This is a genomic window from Autumnicola aciditolerans, assembly GCF_041679265.1.
Classification (GTDB): domain Bacteria; phylum Bacteroidota; class Bacteroidia; order Flavobacteriales; family Flavobacteriaceae; genus Autumnicola.
In genome coordinates this window covers 138,743-153,677 of record NZ_JBGFSM010000006.1, presented here as the reverse complement: position 1 = coordinate 153,677, position 14,935 = coordinate 138,743, and the positions used below count along the sequence as shown (strand labels likewise).

Here is a 14,935-nt window from a genome sequence, read left to right as displayed (position 1 = left end):
TTTATATTTTTGAAGCCTTTTATTTTTATTACATTTCAGAAATTATTTCCAGAATATGATTTCCAAAACCACCATAGACAATGTGTTTGAAACTTCCCGTGTAGAGGAGGTGATTGGAGATTTTGTTCAGCTTAAAAAATCGGGTAGCAACCTCAAAGGCCTTAGTCCATTTTCTGATGAACGCACGCCCAGCTTTATGGTCTCGCCGGTTAAACAAATCTGGAAAGATTTTTCCAGCGGAAAAGGCGGGAATGTTATCGCTTTCCTAATGGAGCATGAGCATTTCACTTATCCTGAGGCCATTAAATACCTTGCGAAAAAGTACGGGATAGAAATTGAGGAAACCGAGCAGACTGATGAGCAGAAGCAGCAGGCAGATAAAAAGGAAAGCATGTATCTGGTATCTGAATTTGCGAATAAATATTTTCAGAAAACACTACATAAAACCGATCCCGGTAATGCCATTGGCCTGAGTTATTTTAAAGAGCGCGGCTTTACGGCAGAAACTATTAAGAAGTTTGAATTGGGCTATTGCCTGGACGAGTGGGATGCTTTTACCAAAGAAGCTTTAGGCAATGGCTATAAACTGGATTACCTGGAAAAAACCGGCCTTAGTATTGTAAAGGGAGAAAAACAATTTGACAGGTTTAAAGGCCGCGTGATGTTTCCCATCCATTCCATGAGCGGCCGCATACTGGGTTTTGGGGGGCGTATTCTTACCAGCGATAAGAAAGCGGCAAAATATCTTAACTCTCCAGAAAGTGAGATCTATCATAAAAGCAAGGTGCTTTACGGGATCTATTACGCCAAGCAGGCCATAGCCAAAGAGGACAATTGTTACCTGGTAGAAGGATATACCGATGTGATACAGTTTAACCAAACCGGGATAGAAAACGTGGTTTCCTCTTCGGGAACGGCTTTAACTTCAGAACAAATACGGCTAATTAACAGGCTTACACGTAATATTACCGTTCTTTTTGACGGAGATGCCGCCGGCACCCGTGCTTCTTTACGCGGAATTGACCTTATCCTGGAACAGGGAATGAATGTAAAGATTTGTACCTTCCCCGAAGGAGAAGATCCGGATAGTTTTGCAAAAAAGTATAACGAAGAGGAACTAAAGCTTTTTTTAGCCGAAAATTCCAGGGATTTTATTACTTATAAAGCTTCTTTACTGGTAAATGAGGCGAAAAATGACCCAGTTAAAAAAGCGGAAGTTATCCGGGATATGGTTGGCAGTATTGCGAAGATCCCAGACAATATTCAGCAGGAAATATATGTGCAGGAATGTTCCCGCCTGATGGACATTTCTGAAGATGTTTTATTTACCACTCTCGCCCAGTTACAATCTAAAGGTGATGGAAAGGCAACGGACAAAAAGCGGCAAAAAAAGTCTATGGACGTGGTGCGGGAAGAGGCAGGGGCGGCACCTAAAGTGAAAGTAGACGAGCTTTATGAGCTGGAGAAGAAAATTATAAGTCTCTTGCTTCTCTACGGGAAGCAGGAAGAAGAATTTGAAGACCTTGTGCTTAAGCAAACCCAGACGGGAGAACTAAGCCTGGAACCCGAAAAGCAGCAGGCAAAGGTTTTTGAGAAGATTTTCCTTGATCTTCAGGAAGATGAAATTGCCTTTGCCAATCCTAATTTCAGGGAAATTTATAATCTATTAATCCAGAAACTTAACAGTGAAGAAGAATTTGCCGTAGAAAGTTTTATTAATGAAGTGCAGCCTGAAGAAGCTTCAGAAATTACTGATATTCTAATGGAGGAGGAGCAGTATTACCTACATAACTGGGAACGTAATGATATTTTTGTAAAAGATAAAAAAGAAGGGATTTCCAGGATGGTAAGCGAAACCATTCTAAACCTCCGGCGTCACCTGGTTTCTCAGAAAATTGAAGAACTCAAGCAAAAAATAAAGGAAAAAGCACAGGAAGATAACTCCGCTACACTTCAGGATGTGATGGATTATCTTAGCCTCAATAAAGTCCTGTCCAACAAGCTTAACCGCGTTATGTAATATTTAGCTGTAGTAGCCTGGACTGAGTGATAAGATCAGCCACATTGTCTACTTTCAGTTTTTTCAATAACCGCGTCTTATAAGTGCTTACTGTTTTTTCGTTGATATCCAGAGCTTCCGCAATATCTTTATTTCGTTTCCCTGAAGAAAGCAGGTTTAATACCTCTGTTTCCCGGGTAGAAAGGCGTTTGAACTTAGCCACAAGACCTTTGCCTTGTGAAATCCCCGAATTAAGCCGTTCCGTAATTTTTTTGTTGAGGTAAATCCCTCCCCTTGCTACCTGGTAGATTGCTTTTTCTAATGTTTCAGGATCAGTGGTTTTTGAAATGTAACCTGCTGCTCCTGCTTTTATAGTGCTTAAAGCATACATTTCTTCAGGATGGGTGCTAAAAATGAGCATCCTTGTTCCCGGGTATTCCTGTTTAATTTTTCTAAGTGCATTGATCCCGTTTATCTGCGGTAAATCTAGTTCAATAATGAGCACATCCGGAACCCCTTTTTCCAGAAATTTAAATAATTCGTCCCCACTGGTGATATTTCCAATAATTTCCAGCGCAGGATTATTTTTCAGGATACAACCAATCCCTCGGCTGATCACTGGATGATGGTCTGCAACTAATACTTTATACATAATTTTAGGCTGAAATTGATATGTATCACACCGGGGGATGTTCTGGATACATGTTAACCTAAAAATAATAGATAATGCTTATAAATCAGTAACCTATGATATCTTTTCGATGAAAGGATTACTTCTTTAGATGAAGTGGGATTTCACATACCGGTATAGGTTTCATTTTATGGCTATTCTTGGTATTCAGGATTTCATAAAGCCTGGAAACTTTGGCTTCCCTGCCGGAGAAATCGGCATTGGTTTTTCCTTCTTCCTGCATTTTCATAGCCCACTCCAGCTCGTCATAAGTAGCTCCTAATTGCTCCTCATCACTACGACTGTCCCCAAAAAGGCCATCACTTGGAGGTGCATTTAAAATATCTTCGGAAATCTGCAGGTATCTCCCCATTTCGTAAACCTCGCTTTTAAGAAGATCGGCAATTGGACTCAAATCTACCCCGCCATCGCCATATTTAGTGTAAAAGCCCACACCAAAATCTTCTACCTTATTTCCTGTGCCTGCCACCAGGTACAGATGCAGTCCGGCAAAATAATAGAGGGTGGTCATTCTTAACCGGGCCCGGGAGTTGGCAAGGCTAAGGTCCAGCAACCGGCTGTTCTGGCTGTCTGGCAACACCTCCCGGAATTGTTCAAAAACAGAGGTGAGATCTGCATTTACACTGGTAACATTGGCAAAATTATGCTTTAAAGCTTCAATATGTTTTTGTGCCCGGCTCACATGATCTGGATTCTGGTGTATAGGCATCTCCACACAAAGGGTCCGCAGGCCTGTTTTAGCACATAATGTAGAGGTTACCGCAGAGTCTATGCCGCCGCTTATCCCTACTACAAAACCTTTCATATTGGCCTTTGTGGCATAGTCTTTTAGCCATTCTATTATATGATTTGATACCTTTTCCGTTTGCATATTGTTGGGTGATTTGATTTGTAAATGATACCTTTGTCCACAAATCTACTATATAAACGTAATTTATAAAAGGGGCCCGCGTTAAAGCCTTCATAATTAAGGGGAGTGGTGAGGAAATTTATTCTTATTCTGTGTGTTTTTGCGTTTTTTGCATGCGAGGAAAAATCTGACAAAGAAAAGGAAATTGAAAATATTGAAGTTGAATTTAATTTGGTGAGATTTGATCAGGAATTTGCCAGGGCAACGCCTCAAAACCTTGACGCCCTTAAAGCAGAATATCCCTTTTTCTTTCCTTCACAATATCCTGATAGTGTTTGGGTAAATAAACTTTCTGATACCATACAACAGGAGATAGATAATGAGGTGGCTAAAGTGTTTCCTCAATTTTCAGAAGAAACAGATGCGCTTTACCAGCTTTTTCAGCATATAAAATACTATTTTCCCGCTTTTAAGGCTCCTGATGTTTACACGGTGACTTCAGAAGTAGATTATAAAAACAAGGTAATTTACACCGGTGATAAATTGTTTATTTCCCTGGATACTTATCTGGGAGAAAATCACCATTTTTACATCAGCCTGCAGGAATTCCTAAAAAAGAATTTTAAAAAAGAGCAAATACTTCCGGATGCCGCCAATGCAATTGCAGAGAATTTTGTTCCCGGGCCTGCTTCCCGTACGTTTTTATCCCACATGTTATATTATGGTAAGTTATTGTACCTTAAAGAGATATGGCTACCCGAAGAACCCAAGGCAGAAATAATAGGTTATACTGAAGATGAGCTGGAATGGGCAAGGAATAATGAAGCACAGGCATGGCGGTTTTTTGTTGAAAATGAAGTAATTTTTGATACCGATTCTGAACTGTACAGCCGGTTTCTATATCCTGCTCCTTTTTCAAAATTCTTTTTATTGCTGGACAGCGAATCGCCAGACAGGATGGGGCAGTATATTGGCTGGCAGATCATAAAACAATACATGGAGAAAAACGAGGTGAGCGTTCAGGAAATGTTGAATGCCGGTGCTGAAAAAATCTTTAATGAAGCAAACTATAAACCTCAAAAACGCTCCTGATAATTTTAAAAATTATAATTAAAAAAAGTTGAAATGGCCGAGTACAAGAAATCCAATATTAATATAGAAGTGGTAACCGATGAAAACCATGTGCCCGAAGAGATCGCATGGTCTGCGGAAGACGGGAACGTGTATAACGAACAGGCCAAAGCCCTGATGCTTTCTGTGTGGGATAGCAAAGCACAGGAAACATTGAGGATAGACCTCTGGACAAAGGACATGCCTGTAGACGAGATGAAGAAATTTTTTCACCAAACGCTTGTGGCTATGAGCCATACTTTCAACCGGGCCACGCAGGACGAAAAAATGACTGCCACCATGCAGGACTTTTGTGACTATTTTGCTGAAAAAATGAACCTTAAGAAGGAGTAATCTTGTTGCAAAAGCTCATTTTTGTCTACAATGCCAGGGCTGGTGCTGTAAATGGAATACTTGATTCGCTTCATAAGATTTTTAAACCTGAAACCTATAACTGCAGCCTGTGTAAAATCACGCATGGGGTTTTAGGTGAGAAAAAAGCCTGGAAGAAATTTCGTAAAACTTCTGATGCCGAAATGGAATTTCTTCATGTGGATGAATTTAAGAAACAATACGCTTCCAAATTCGGGCATAAATTTGAATTTCCTGTAGTTCTCACAGAAGGAGCTAACGGGTTTGAAATCTTTATATCAGGAAAGGAATTAACGCAAATTTCTTCAGAAAAAGAATTAATAGCATTAGTAAGGGAAAGGATGTAAGGGATTAAAGTTTTTTGGCAAGCGCTTTATTTGTTTCTTCTATATAATCCAGTACTTCATCTTTTCCCAGTCCCGAGTTTGCTGAAGTCACAAAGTATTGTGGCATTTCCACCCAGGTTTGCAGCATTTCCCCTTCATAAACTTCAAGATTGCGTTGCAATTCTTTCGGCTTTAGCTTATCGGCTTTGGTGAAAATGATGCAAAATGGGATTTGATGCTCTCCCAGCCACTGCATAAATTCCTTATCTATCTTCTGGGGACTATGGCGGGAATCAATAAGCACAAAAGCGCAAAGCATTTGTTCCCGTTTTTCAAAATAAGCTGTTATAAATTTCTGAAAGGTGTTTTTGGTAGATTTTGAAACCTTGGCGTAACCATAACCCGGCAAATCTACCAAATGCCAGTTTTGGTTGATAAGGAAATGATTGATTAGTTGTGTTTTTCCCGGGGTTGAAGAGGTCTTGGCCAGGGATTTTCTGCCGGTGAGCATATTAATTAAGGAAGATTTGCCTACGTTACTTCTGCCTATAAAAGCGTATTCAGGAAGTTGGGTTTTTGGACATTGGTCAACACTGCTGTTGCTAACCACAAATTCAGCAATTTTAATTTCCATAATTCTTGCGTTTAACAGGGATTAAAGATCTCTTTTCCTGAGCCAGCAATGCAGTAATTCATTGAAAAGCTCCGGATGCTCCATCATAGCTGCATGGCCGCATTTATCTATCCAGTAAAGATCAGAATCCGGCAGGAGACGGTCAAAATCCTCTGCGACTTCAGGAGGAGTTACATTATCGTTTTTGCCCCAGATAATGCAGGTGGGAGTAAGCATCTTAGGAAGATCTTTAGCCATATTGTGACGAATGGCGCTTTTGGCAATAGCCAGGGTTTTTACGAGTTTATTGCGGTCTCCCACGGTTTCATAAACTTCATCCACAATTTCTTTTGTAGCTACTTCAGGGTCATAAAAAACATTTTGTGCTTTTTTCTTGATAAACTCATAATCGCCGCGGCGGGGATAGCTTTCTCCCATGGCATTTTCATATAAGCCGGAACTTCCTGTGATTACAAGAGCTTTTACCAATTGAGGGTAAAGTTTGGTGGCCACAAGGGCAATATGGCCGCCAAGGGAATTTCCAAGTAAAATCACCTCCCTAAACCCCTTCATTTCAATAAACTCCTTTAAGTATTTTGCGAAGGTAGCCACGCTGGTTTTAAGTAAGGACATAGAGTATAAGGGCAGTTCGGGAATTAACACTTTATACCCGTTTGCAGGAAAATATTCCACTACTCCGTCAAAATTACTTAGTCCGCCCATTAAGCCGTGTAAAATAACTATTGGAGTGCCTTCTCCTTCTTCCAGATATGTGAACTTTCCTTCTTGCTTTAAGTGATTTTTCATTGATGCCCTTTGCAGTTTGCAATCGCAAATATAGCGAATTCAATACAAGTATAATCATTTTTGACTAAAGGCAAAGGCTTTTTGGACAAAGCTTTCCTCCCGCAATAAGGCTACCTTTTCCCTTTTTTTACTCCAAAATTTCCCACCTGTACCAACCTTCTGAAACCTAAGGAAATACAGCTATTTAAAAGGTTTTCAAGTGAATACGGTGGTAAAACTTATTAACAAAGTGGTATAAAGTGGTAAAAAGTGGATTTTTTTTCAATATATTTGAATCTACAAACATTGGAGTGGTAAATCTTATTGGAACATATGAATGCAAGGTGGATGCGAAGGGCCGTTTAATGGTTCCTTCAGCCTTAAAAAAACAACTTGCCCCAATGTTGCAGGATGGTTTTGTTTTAAAACGTGCGGTTTTTCAGCCTTGCCTGGAATTGTATCCCATGGAGCAATGGAATGAAATGATGCAGAAAATTAATAAGCTAAACCGCTTTAAAAAGAAAAATAATGACTTTATCCGCAGGTTTACCGCAGGCGTTAAAACCGTAGAAGTAGATACTAACGGGAGGTTGTTAATTCCAAAAGACCTGGTGGGGTTTGCAGGAATAGAGAAGGAGATTGTGCTTTCTTCTGCCATCAACATCATGGAAATTTGGGATAAGGAAAAATATGAAAATGCCATTGAAGCCGCTTCAGATGATTTCGCAGATCTGGCGGAGGAAGTAATGGGAAATGACGATTTTGATGGAATATCATAATCCTGTATTACTTGAAGAGAGTGTGCGCGGGCTAAATATAAAGCCAGAGGGGGTGTATGTGGATGTGACCTTTGGAGGTGGCGGCCATTCCCGGGAAATTTTGAAACACCTGGGCCCGGAAGGGAAGCTCTACGCTTTTGATCAGGATAAGGATGCGCTGGAAAATAAAATTGATGACAGCCGCTTTACGCTCATTAACGAAAACTTTCGCTTCCTGAAGCGCTTTTTAAGGTTTTACGGAATAAAAAAAGTAGATGGGATTTTAGGAGATTTTGGTGTTTCGTCTCATCAGTTTAATAAAGCGGAACGTGGCTTTTCCACCCGTTTCGACGCCAGGCTTGATATGAGGATGAACCAGGATAGCAAATTAAGTGCTTATGAGGTAATAAATATTTATGAGGAAGAGCAGTTGAAAGCGCTATTTTTTGAGTATGCCGATTTAAAAAATGCTCCCAAACTGGCAAGAATGATCGTGGAAGAGCGGGAAAAAAGGCCAATTGTAAGCAGTGAGCAGCTTAATGATCTATTAAAGCCAGCCCTTTTTAAAGGAAAGGAAAATAAAATTCTGGCGCAGATCTATCAGGCAATTCGTATAGAAGTGAACCAGGAAATAGAGGCACTCAAGGAATTTCTTTTGCAAACAGAAGACATGTTGAATGCCGGCGGAAGGCTGAGTTTAATTTCGTACCACTCCCTGGAAGACCGCCTGGTAAAAAGGTATATAAGGAGCGGGCTTTTTGAAGGTGAGCCTGAAAAAGATTTTTACGGAAACATTTCTGTGCCTTTTAAAAAAGTGGAAGGTTTAATAATTCCTACAAAAAAGGAAATTTCAGAAAACAACCGCGCCAGGAGCGCGAAACTTCGGATTGCCGAAAAATTATATCAATAGCCTTCTCCCCAATAGGCTGTTGATTTAAAATGTTATAAGAATGAAGCAGGGAATTTATAACATACTAAAAGCAAATTTTCTTATTAACAGCGATGCCGTTAACAACTGGCGCTTTATCGTTTTTTGTACCCTCCTCGCAATTATTATGATAGCGAGTTCTCATAGTGCAGAGCGCAAAGTGCATCAAATTGCACGCCTCAATAATGAAGTGCGCGAATTAAGGAGTGAGTTTGTAGACCGGAGGTCGGCACTAATGAGAATTAAAATGGAATCTACCATTATCAATCAGTTAAGCGGTACTGGGATAGCACCTTCAGAAACGCCGCCTTTTAAGATTAAAGTAAATATAAAGGAGTAAGCTTAATGGCAACTACTGAAAAAAACATATTAAACCGACTTTACTTTGTTGCGGGATGTCTTTTCCTTTTTGCGATGGCTGTGGGGTTTAAGTTGATGGATATTCAGTTTGTAGATGGCGATTACTATAAGGAGCTGGCAGAGGAACGTACTTATCGGAATTTTAAAATTCCGGCCAACCGTGGGAATCTTTATGATGCCAACGGCAGCTTACTGGCCACATCAGTTCCTAAATATGATATCAGGTTTGATGCGGTTACTGTTTCTGATAAGAATTTCGAAAAAAACATAGGCCCGCTTTCAGAAGAACTGGGAAGGTATTTTGGTAAGTCCTCTTCCTATTATTCGCAGAAACTGCGTACGGCCAGGGCAAATCATCAGCGTTATCTTCTTATTGCTCAAAATCTTGGATATTCAGATTATTTAAAATTTAAAAGTTTTCCAATGTTCGAGCTTGGGGCATATAAGGGCGGCCTTATTGTAGAGCAAAGGACCGTAAGGGAACATCCGCTGGGAAAAATGGGAGAGCGTACGGTTGGCTATGAGCGTAAAGATGAAGAAGGCTATTTTACCCGGGTTGGCCTGGAGGGCGCTTTTGGAAATTACCTTCGGGGTACAGACGGGCGGCGATTAAAGCAGAAAATTTCCCAGGGCCAGTGGAAGCCTATCAGTGATAATAACGAAGTGGAGCCTAAAGATGGCTACGATGTAATTTCTACCATAGATGTAAATATTCAGGACATTGCCCATCACGCTTTATTGAAGCAGCTACAGTATTTTGAAGCCGATCATGGTACGGTGGTAGTGATGGAGACCGCTACTGGGGATATAAAAGCAATGGCCAATCTTGGCCGCACTTCAGAAGGAAATTATTTCGAAAAAAGAAACTACGCGGTTTATGAATCCCATGAGCCGGGCTCTACCTTTAAGTTAATGGCAATGGTGGCCGCTCTGGAAGATAAAGTGATTGATACTTCCCAGGTTGTGGATACAGAAAATGGAGTGGTGCGCTTCTATGGCCGTGCCGTGAGGGATTCCCACCATGGCGGCTACGGGAAAATTACCGCCGCACGGGCTTTCGAACTTTCTTCGAATACCGCTTTTACCAAACTTATTACTGAAGGGTATAAAAATGATCCGGCAAAATTTGTAGACCGGCTTTACGATATGGGGCTGAACAAAAAAATTGGCCTGGATATTAACGGGGAAGGTCAGCCCAGAATTCCGCATCCTGATGATAAAAACTGGAGCGGATTAAGTTTGCCGTGGATGGCTTTTGGTTATGGAGTTTCCCTAACCCCCTTGCAGATCCTTACTTTTTACAATGCTGTTGCCAATAACGGGGTGATGGTAAAACCTCATTTTGTAAAAGAGGTAAAGGAATGGGATAAAACCATTGTAAAGGTGGACAAGGAAATTATAAATCCTGAGGTTTGTTCTCCGCAAACCGCAAAAAAAGTAAGGAAGATGATGGAGAATGTAGTCTTGCGTGGAACCGCGGCTAACATATATACTCCTAATTTTTCTATGGCAGGAAAAACAGGAACCTGCCAGACCGAATACTGGATAGAACCCGGAAGATATATAGCTTCTTTTGCTGGATATTTTCCGGCAGATCATCCAAAATACTCCTGTATAGTGGTCATCCATAAGCCAAAGCGGAGTAAAGGGTATTATGGGAATATAGTGGCGGCCCCCGTATTTAAGAGTATTGCTCAAAAAATATATACTGATACTCCCATTATGGATGAATTGGAAGGCTTGGATATTAAAAATGAAAATGTAGAAAAGGATTTTCAGAAATATTACAGCAAAGTTCAGAATGAGAAAATTTTGATGCCGGATGTAACAGGTATGCCGGCCATGGACGCAGTATCCTTGTTGGAAAACCTGGGTTTCCGGGTGGATTTAAGTGGTAAAGGTAAGGTAAGGTCTCAGTCTGTCGCGGCAGGAAGAGAACTAAAATTAAATCAGGAACTAAAAGTAAAACTGAATTTAAGTTGATAATATTAAGAGACATCTTGTATCGCGTGGGCATGGAAGCCGTAGTGGGAAACACCGGGGTAGCCATTAATAACCTGCATTTTGATTCCAGAAAAGTGGAATTAAACGATGCGTTTATTGCTATTAGAGGCACTCTTTCTGATGGTCACAATTATATTAAAATGGCCGTAAATAAAGGTGCCCTTGTAGTGGTTTGTGAGGAGTTGCCAAAAGATATCGTTAACGGGGTTACCTATGTTCAGGTGGAGGATTCAAAAATGGCACTGGCCTATATGGCTTCCAATTATTACGGAGATCCTTCTGGAAAGTTAAGGCTTGTTGGAGTAACCGGTACCAACGGTAAAACTACCATTGCCACGCTGCTTTATGATCTTTTTACCAAAGCCGGTTTTAAAGTTGGCCTGCTTTCCACCGTAAAAGTTATGGTGGCAGAAAAGCAATTTTCAGCAATCCGTACTACGCCAGATTCTATTACCATTAACTCTTACTTAAAGCAAATGAATGATGAAGGGGTGGAATTCTGCTTTATGGAAGTGAGTTCGCATGGTATTGCACAGCACAGGACCACTGCCCTGGAATTTGCGGGTGGAATATTTACCAACTTGTCTCACGATCACCTGGATTATCATAAAAGTTTCGCGGAATATCGTGATGTTAAAAAACGTTTTTTTGATGAATTACCGGCTTCCGCTTTTGCCCTGGTAAATGCAGATGATAAAAATGGCCCGGTAATGCTTCAGAATACCAAAGCGAAAAAATATACTTACGCCTTAAAATCTTATGCAGACTATCAGGCCCAGATCCTGGAAAATCAGTTCACAGGTTTACTGCTGAAGGTGAACGACCAGGAAGTATGGTCTAAGTTAATTGGCAATTTTAACGCCTACAATGTACTGGCAATTTATGCCGCTTCAGAACTGCTTGGTTTGGAAACCCTGGAAAGCCTGAAGATTATAAGTGAGCTGAATTCCGTAAACGGCAGGTTTCAGTACGTGATTTCTCCCAGGGATAAAATTACCGCCATTGTGGATTATGCCCATACCCCAGATGCGCTTAAAAATGTGCTGGAAACCATTAACGCCATTCGCACCAAAAATGAGGAATTAATTACAGTGGTTGGCTGTGGCGGAGACAGGGATACCACCAAACGCCCTAAGATGGGGCATATTGCTTCAGCATTAAGCACTAAAGTGATCTTTACCAGTGATAATCCAAGAACAGAGGATCCTGAGAAAATTATTGAAGAGGTAGAGGCCGGAGTGGAGCCCCAAAATTTTAAAAAGACCATGTCCATCACCAATCGCAGGCAGGCAATTAAAACCGCCTGCCAGCTGGCCAGGAAAAATGATATTATCCTTATAGCCGGGAAAGGCCATGAAACTTATCAGGAAGTGAACGGGGAGCGTTTCGATTTTGATGATTTCAAGATCGTTAATGATTTTTTGAAAGAACAGAACAGGTAAAAAAGTAATTCCTTCAGCGGAAATTTTATAAGTAGCGCATGTTATACTATTTATTTCAATATTTAGAATCTGAATACCAGCTGCCGGGGGCGCAGTTGTTTCAGTATCTCTCCTTCCGCTCGGCAATGGCCATTATCCTGTCTCTGGCTATTTCCACCATTTACGGTAAAAAAATCATCAATTACCTGCTTACCAAGCAAGTTGGGGAAAGCGTGCGGGAACTCGGCCTGAAAGGCCAGAGCGAAAAAGCAGGAACACCCACAATGGGAGGGGTTATTATTATAATTGCCACACTTATCCCGGTGCTGCTGTTTGCCAGGCTGGAAAACATCTATGTGATTATGCTTATGGTCACCACTGTCTGGATGGGGACAATAGGCTTTATAGACGATTACATTAAAATTTTCAAAAAGGATAAAGAAGGACTCAAGGGGATTTTTAAAGTAGTTGGACAGGTTGGGCTTGGGTTAATTATTGGGGCCACCATGTATTTTCACCCCGGCATCACCGTAAAGGAAGAAGCCAATAATGCAGTTCCCGCCCGGGAATTAAGTGAAGTGGGAGATATACGTGAAATGGGCCCGGAAGAAAAAAGCACCACCACCACCATTCCTTTTGTGAAAAACAACGAGTTTGATTATGCCAGCCTTATCACCTGGATTAATAAGGATTATGAAAAATATGCCTGGATCATTTTTATCCCGATTGTAATTTTTATCGTTACGGCAGTATCCAACGGTGCCAATTTAACCGATGGGATAGACGGACTTGCCGCGGGTTCTTCAGCAATAATTGTGCTTACGCTGGGAATTTTCGCCTGGGTTTCGGGTAACATTATTTTTTCAGATTATCTCAACATCATGTACATCCCAAAATCGGGCGAAATGACCATTTATATCACCGCTTTTGCAGGAGCACTGGTCGGGTTTTTATGGTACAACACCTATCCCGCACAGGTTTTTATGGGAGATACGGGAAGTTTGACTATAGGTGGAATAATTGCTGTTTTGGCGGTTGCCACCAGAAAGGAATTGCTGATTCCTATTCTCTGCGGAATTTTTCTGATGGAAAACCTGTCTGTGGTCATGCAGGTGTCCTGGTTCAAATTTACCAAACGCAGGTATGGAGAAGGCAGGAGGATTTTCCTGATGTCGCCATTGCATCATCATTATCAGAAGAAGGGGCATCATGAAAGTAAAATTGTAGTGAGGTTCTGGATTGTGGGAATTTTTCTTGCCATAGTAACGGTGGTAACGCTGAAGTTGAGGTAATTATGGCGAAGAAAATTGTAATCCTGGGAGGAGGAGAAAGCGGTGTGGGTACCGCGATTCTGGCCAAAAGAGAAGGTTTTGAAATTTTTCTTTCCGATAAAGGGAAGATTAAAGATAAATACAAAGAAGTTCTTGAACATCTTGAGATTAAATGGGAAGAATTGCAGCATTCTGAAGAGAAAATCTTAAATGCGGATGTAGTGATGAAAAGCCCCGGAATTCCGGAAAACGCTCCTTTGGTTTTAAAGCTGAAGGAGAGAAACCTTCCGGTGATTTCTGAAATTGAATTCGCTTCAGAATTTACTTCCGCAGAAATAATTGGGATTACAGGAAGCAACGGGAAAACCACCACTACAAAATTTGCCTACCACATCCTGAAGGCCGGGAATATTTCCGCAGGAATGGCGGGCAATGTGGGGGATAGTTTTGCCAAACAGGTTGCTGAAAAAAAATTTGACTGGTACGTGCTGGAATTAAGCAGTTTTCAATTGGATGGTATTGTGGATTTCAGGCCGAAAATTGCTGTTTTAACCAACATCACCCCAGACCATCTGGACCGGTATGCATACAAGCTGGAGAACTATATAGCTTCCAAATTCAGGATTACCATGAACCAGACGGAAGACGATTACTTTATCTACGATGCCGATGATGAAAATATTGCAGGCTGGTTAGAAAAGAATCCCATTAAAGCTCAAAAACTGCCATTTTCATTAGAAAAGAAATTTGAAAACGGCGCATATCTGGAAAATGACCAAATAATTATAAAAATAAATAATACAACGTTTAATATGCCAACAACAGATCTTAGCCTTCAGGGCAAGCACAATACTAAAAACGCGATGGCGGCCGCTACGGTGGCGCAACTTTTACGTATCAGGAAACAAACAATTCGTGAAAGTATGGAAAATTTTCAGGGAGTGGAGCATCGTCTTGAAAAAGTGCTTAAGATCAATAATGTGCTTTACATTAATGATTCCAAGGCAACTAATGTAAATGCCACTTATTACGCTCTTGAAAGTATGGAAAGCGCTACGGTGTGGATTGTTGGCGGGGTGGATAAAGGCAACGTGTACAGCGATTTGCTGCCTTTGGTCAATGAGAAGGTGAAGGCCATCATCTGCCTTGGGGTTGATAATGGCAAGATTATAAACGCTTTTGGGAATTGTGTAGATGTGATGGTGGAAACCCAGTCTATGGAAGAGGCGGTGAAGATCGCTTATAAAATTGCTGAAAAAAACGAAACTGTTTTGCTCTCTCCCGCCTGTGCGAGTTTTGATTTGTTCGAAAACTATGAAGACAGGGGAAGGCAGTTTAAAGAAGCCGTGAGAAATTTATAAAATATCGGTCTCACAGACGGTACCTACAAGGTTTTCAAAACCTTGTAGGTCTGAAAAAGTCAAAAATGAACTGGCAGGTCTTAAA

Annotated in this window: 15 protein-coding genes; 11 read left to right on the top strand and 4 right to left on the bottom strand. The window is 41.0% G+C overall.

What is annotated here, in order from left to right:
- The first annotated feature begins 55 nt into the window (after window positions 1-55).
- The gene (gene dnaG / locus AB8M93_RS08170; protein ID WP_373057083.1) at window positions 56-2,020 is read left to right on the top strand and encodes a DNA primase; all 1,965 of its coding nucleotides are present in this window, start codon (window positions 56-58) and stop codon (window positions 2,018-2,020) included.
- Here the strand turns inward: dnaG and AB8M93_RS08165 are convergent.
- Entirely contained in the window at window positions 2,013-2,651 is a 639-nt protein-coding gene (locus AB8M93_RS08165) for a response regulator (protein WP_373057082.1), read from the bottom strand. The two genes, dnaG and AB8M93_RS08165, sit on opposite strands and share 8 nt — an antisense overlap.
- A gap of 118 nt (window positions 2,652-2,769) precedes the next feature.
- Window positions 2,770-3,561 (bottom strand): NAD(+) synthase, encoded by a 792-nt coding sequence (gene nadE / locus AB8M93_RS08160; protein ID WP_373057081.1) that lies wholly within the window; start codon window positions 3,559-3,561, stop codon window positions 2,770-2,772.
- 105 nt (window positions 3,562-3,666) lie between these two features.
- On the opposite strand from nadE, the gene gldB reads away from it, so the two are divergent.
- From gldB to AB8M93_RS08145, 3 genes are read left to right on the top strand one after another with little or no spacing between them, the layout of a single operon-like run.
- Complete coding sequence (gldB, locus tag AB8M93_RS08155) at window positions 3,667-4,632, top strand: gliding motility lipoprotein GldB (RefSeq protein ID WP_489671757.1); 966 nt, start codon at window positions 3,667-3,669, stop codon at window positions 4,630-4,632.
- 33 nt (window positions 4,633-4,665) lie between these two features.
- Window positions 4,666-5,004, top strand: coding sequence for a gliding motility protein GldC (gene gldC / locus AB8M93_RS08150; RefSeq protein ID WP_373057079.1), 339 nt, complete (start codon window positions 4,666-4,668; stop codon window positions 5,002-5,004).
- A 5-nt stretch (window positions 5,005-5,009) separates the two neighbouring features.
- Window positions 5,010-5,369, top strand: coding sequence for a GTPase (locus AB8M93_RS08145; RefSeq protein WP_373057078.1), 360 nt, complete (start codon window positions 5,010-5,012; stop codon window positions 5,367-5,369).
- A gap of 4 nt (window positions 5,370-5,373) precedes the next feature.
- On the opposite strand, the gene yihA is transcribed toward AB8M93_RS08145, so the two are convergent.
- Together yihA and AB8M93_RS08135 are read right to left on the bottom strand one after the other, a co-directional pair.
- Complete coding sequence (gene yihA, locus AB8M93_RS08140) at window positions 5,374-5,982, bottom strand: ribosome biogenesis GTP-binding protein YihA/YsxC (protein ID WP_373057077.1); 609 nt, start codon at window positions 5,980-5,982, stop codon at window positions 5,374-5,376.
- Between the two features lie 21 nt (window positions 5,983-6,003).
- Entirely contained in the window at window positions 6,004-6,768 is a 765-nt protein-coding gene (locus AB8M93_RS08135; protein ID WP_373057076.1) for an alpha/beta fold hydrolase, read from the bottom strand.
- Between the two features lie 290 nt (window positions 6,769-7,058).
- On the opposite strand from AB8M93_RS08135, the gene mraZ reads away from it, so the two are divergent.
- From mraZ to murD, 7 genes are read left to right on the top strand one after another with little or no spacing between them, the layout of a single operon-like run.
- On the top strand, window positions 7,059-7,526 hold the full coding sequence (mraZ, locus tag AB8M93_RS08130; protein WP_373057186.1) for a division/cell wall cluster transcriptional repressor MraZ: 468 nt from the start codon (window positions 7,059-7,061) through the stop codon (window positions 7,524-7,526).
- On the top strand, window positions 7,513-8,415 hold the full coding sequence (gene rsmH / locus AB8M93_RS08125) for a 16S rRNA (cytosine(1402)-N(4))-methyltransferase RsmH (RefSeq protein ID WP_373057185.1): 903 nt from the start codon (window positions 7,513-7,515) through the stop codon (window positions 8,413-8,415). The genes mraZ and rsmH overlap by 14 nt, the downstream gene beginning before the upstream one ends.
- A 40-nt stretch (window positions 8,416-8,455) precedes the next feature.
- Complete coding sequence (locus tag AB8M93_RS08120; RefSeq protein WP_373057075.1) at window positions 8,456-8,773, top strand: FtsL-like putative cell division protein; 318 nt, start codon at window positions 8,456-8,458, stop codon at window positions 8,771-8,773.
- A gap of 5 nt (window positions 8,774-8,778) precedes the next feature.
- The gene (locus AB8M93_RS08115) at window positions 8,779-10,776 is read left to right on the top strand and encodes a penicillin-binding protein (protein ID WP_373057074.1); all 1,998 of its coding nucleotides are present in this window, start codon (window positions 8,779-8,781) and stop codon (window positions 10,774-10,776) included.
- Window positions 10,773-12,239 (top strand): UDP-N-acetylmuramoyl-L-alanyl-D-glutamate--2,6-diaminopimelate ligase, encoded by a 1,467-nt coding sequence (locus AB8M93_RS08110; RefSeq protein WP_373057073.1) that lies wholly within the window; start codon window positions 10,773-10,775, stop codon window positions 12,237-12,239. The genes AB8M93_RS08115 and AB8M93_RS08110 overlap by 4 nt, the downstream gene beginning before the upstream one ends.
- A 38-nt stretch (window positions 12,240-12,277) precedes the next feature.
- Window positions 12,278-13,510: a phospho-N-acetylmuramoyl-pentapeptide-transferase gene (gene mraY / locus AB8M93_RS08105; protein WP_373057072.1), complete on the top strand. Its 1,233-nt coding sequence runs from the start codon at window positions 12,278-12,280 to the stop codon at window positions 13,508-13,510.
- 2 nt (window positions 13,511-13,512) lie between these two features.
- Window positions 13,513-14,850 carry a UDP-N-acetylmuramoyl-L-alanine--D-glutamate ligase gene (gene murD, locus AB8M93_RS08100; protein ID WP_373057071.1) on the top strand — a complete coding sequence of 446 codons (1,338 nt, stop codon included), beginning with the start codon at window positions 13,513-13,515 and terminating at the stop codon, window positions 14,848-14,850.
- The last annotated feature ends 85 nt before the right edge of the window (window positions 14,851-14,935 follow it).

Bases quoted from the DNA above. Each gene is read 5' to 3' on its own strand.
- gldC (WP_373057079.1), top strand. From the start codon at position 4,666: ATGGCCGAGTACAAGAAATCCAATATTAATATAGAAGTGGTAACCGAT.
- dnaG (WP_373057083.1), top strand. From the start codon at position 56: ATGATTTCCAAAACCACCATAGACAATGTGTTTGAAACTTCCCGTGTA.
- yihA (WP_373057077.1), bottom strand. From the start codon at position 5,982: ATGGAAATTAAAATTGCTGAATTTGTGGTTAGCAACAGCAGTGTTGAC.
- AB8M93_RS08165 (WP_373057082.1), bottom strand. From the start codon at position 2,651: ATGTATAAAGTATTAGTTGCAGACCATCATCCAGTGATCAGCCGAGGG.
- murD (WP_373057071.1), top strand. From the start codon at position 13,513: ATGGCGAAGAAAATTGTAATCCTGGGAGGAGGAGAAAGCGGTGTGGGT.
- AB8M93_RS08115 (WP_373057074.1), top strand. From the start codon at position 8,779: ATGGCAACTACTGAAAAAAACATATTAAACCGACTTTACTTTGTTGCG.
- rsmH (WP_373057185.1), top strand. From the start codon at position 7,513: ATGGAATATCATAATCCTGTATTACTTGAAGAGAGTGTGCGCGGGCTA.
- nadE (WP_373057081.1), bottom strand. From the start codon at position 3,561: ATGCAAACGGAAAAGGTATCAAATCATATAATAGAATGGCTAAAAGAC.
- AB8M93_RS08120 (WP_373057075.1), top strand. From the start codon at position 8,456: ATGAAGCAGGGAATTTATAACATACTAAAAGCAAATTTTCTTATTAAC.
- AB8M93_RS08135 (WP_373057076.1), bottom strand. From the start codon at position 6,768: ATGAAAAATCACTTAAAGCAAGAAGGAAAGTTCACATATCTGGAAGAA.
- mraY (WP_373057072.1), top strand. From the start codon at position 12,278: ATGTTATACTATTTATTTCAATATTTAGAATCTGAATACCAGCTGCCG.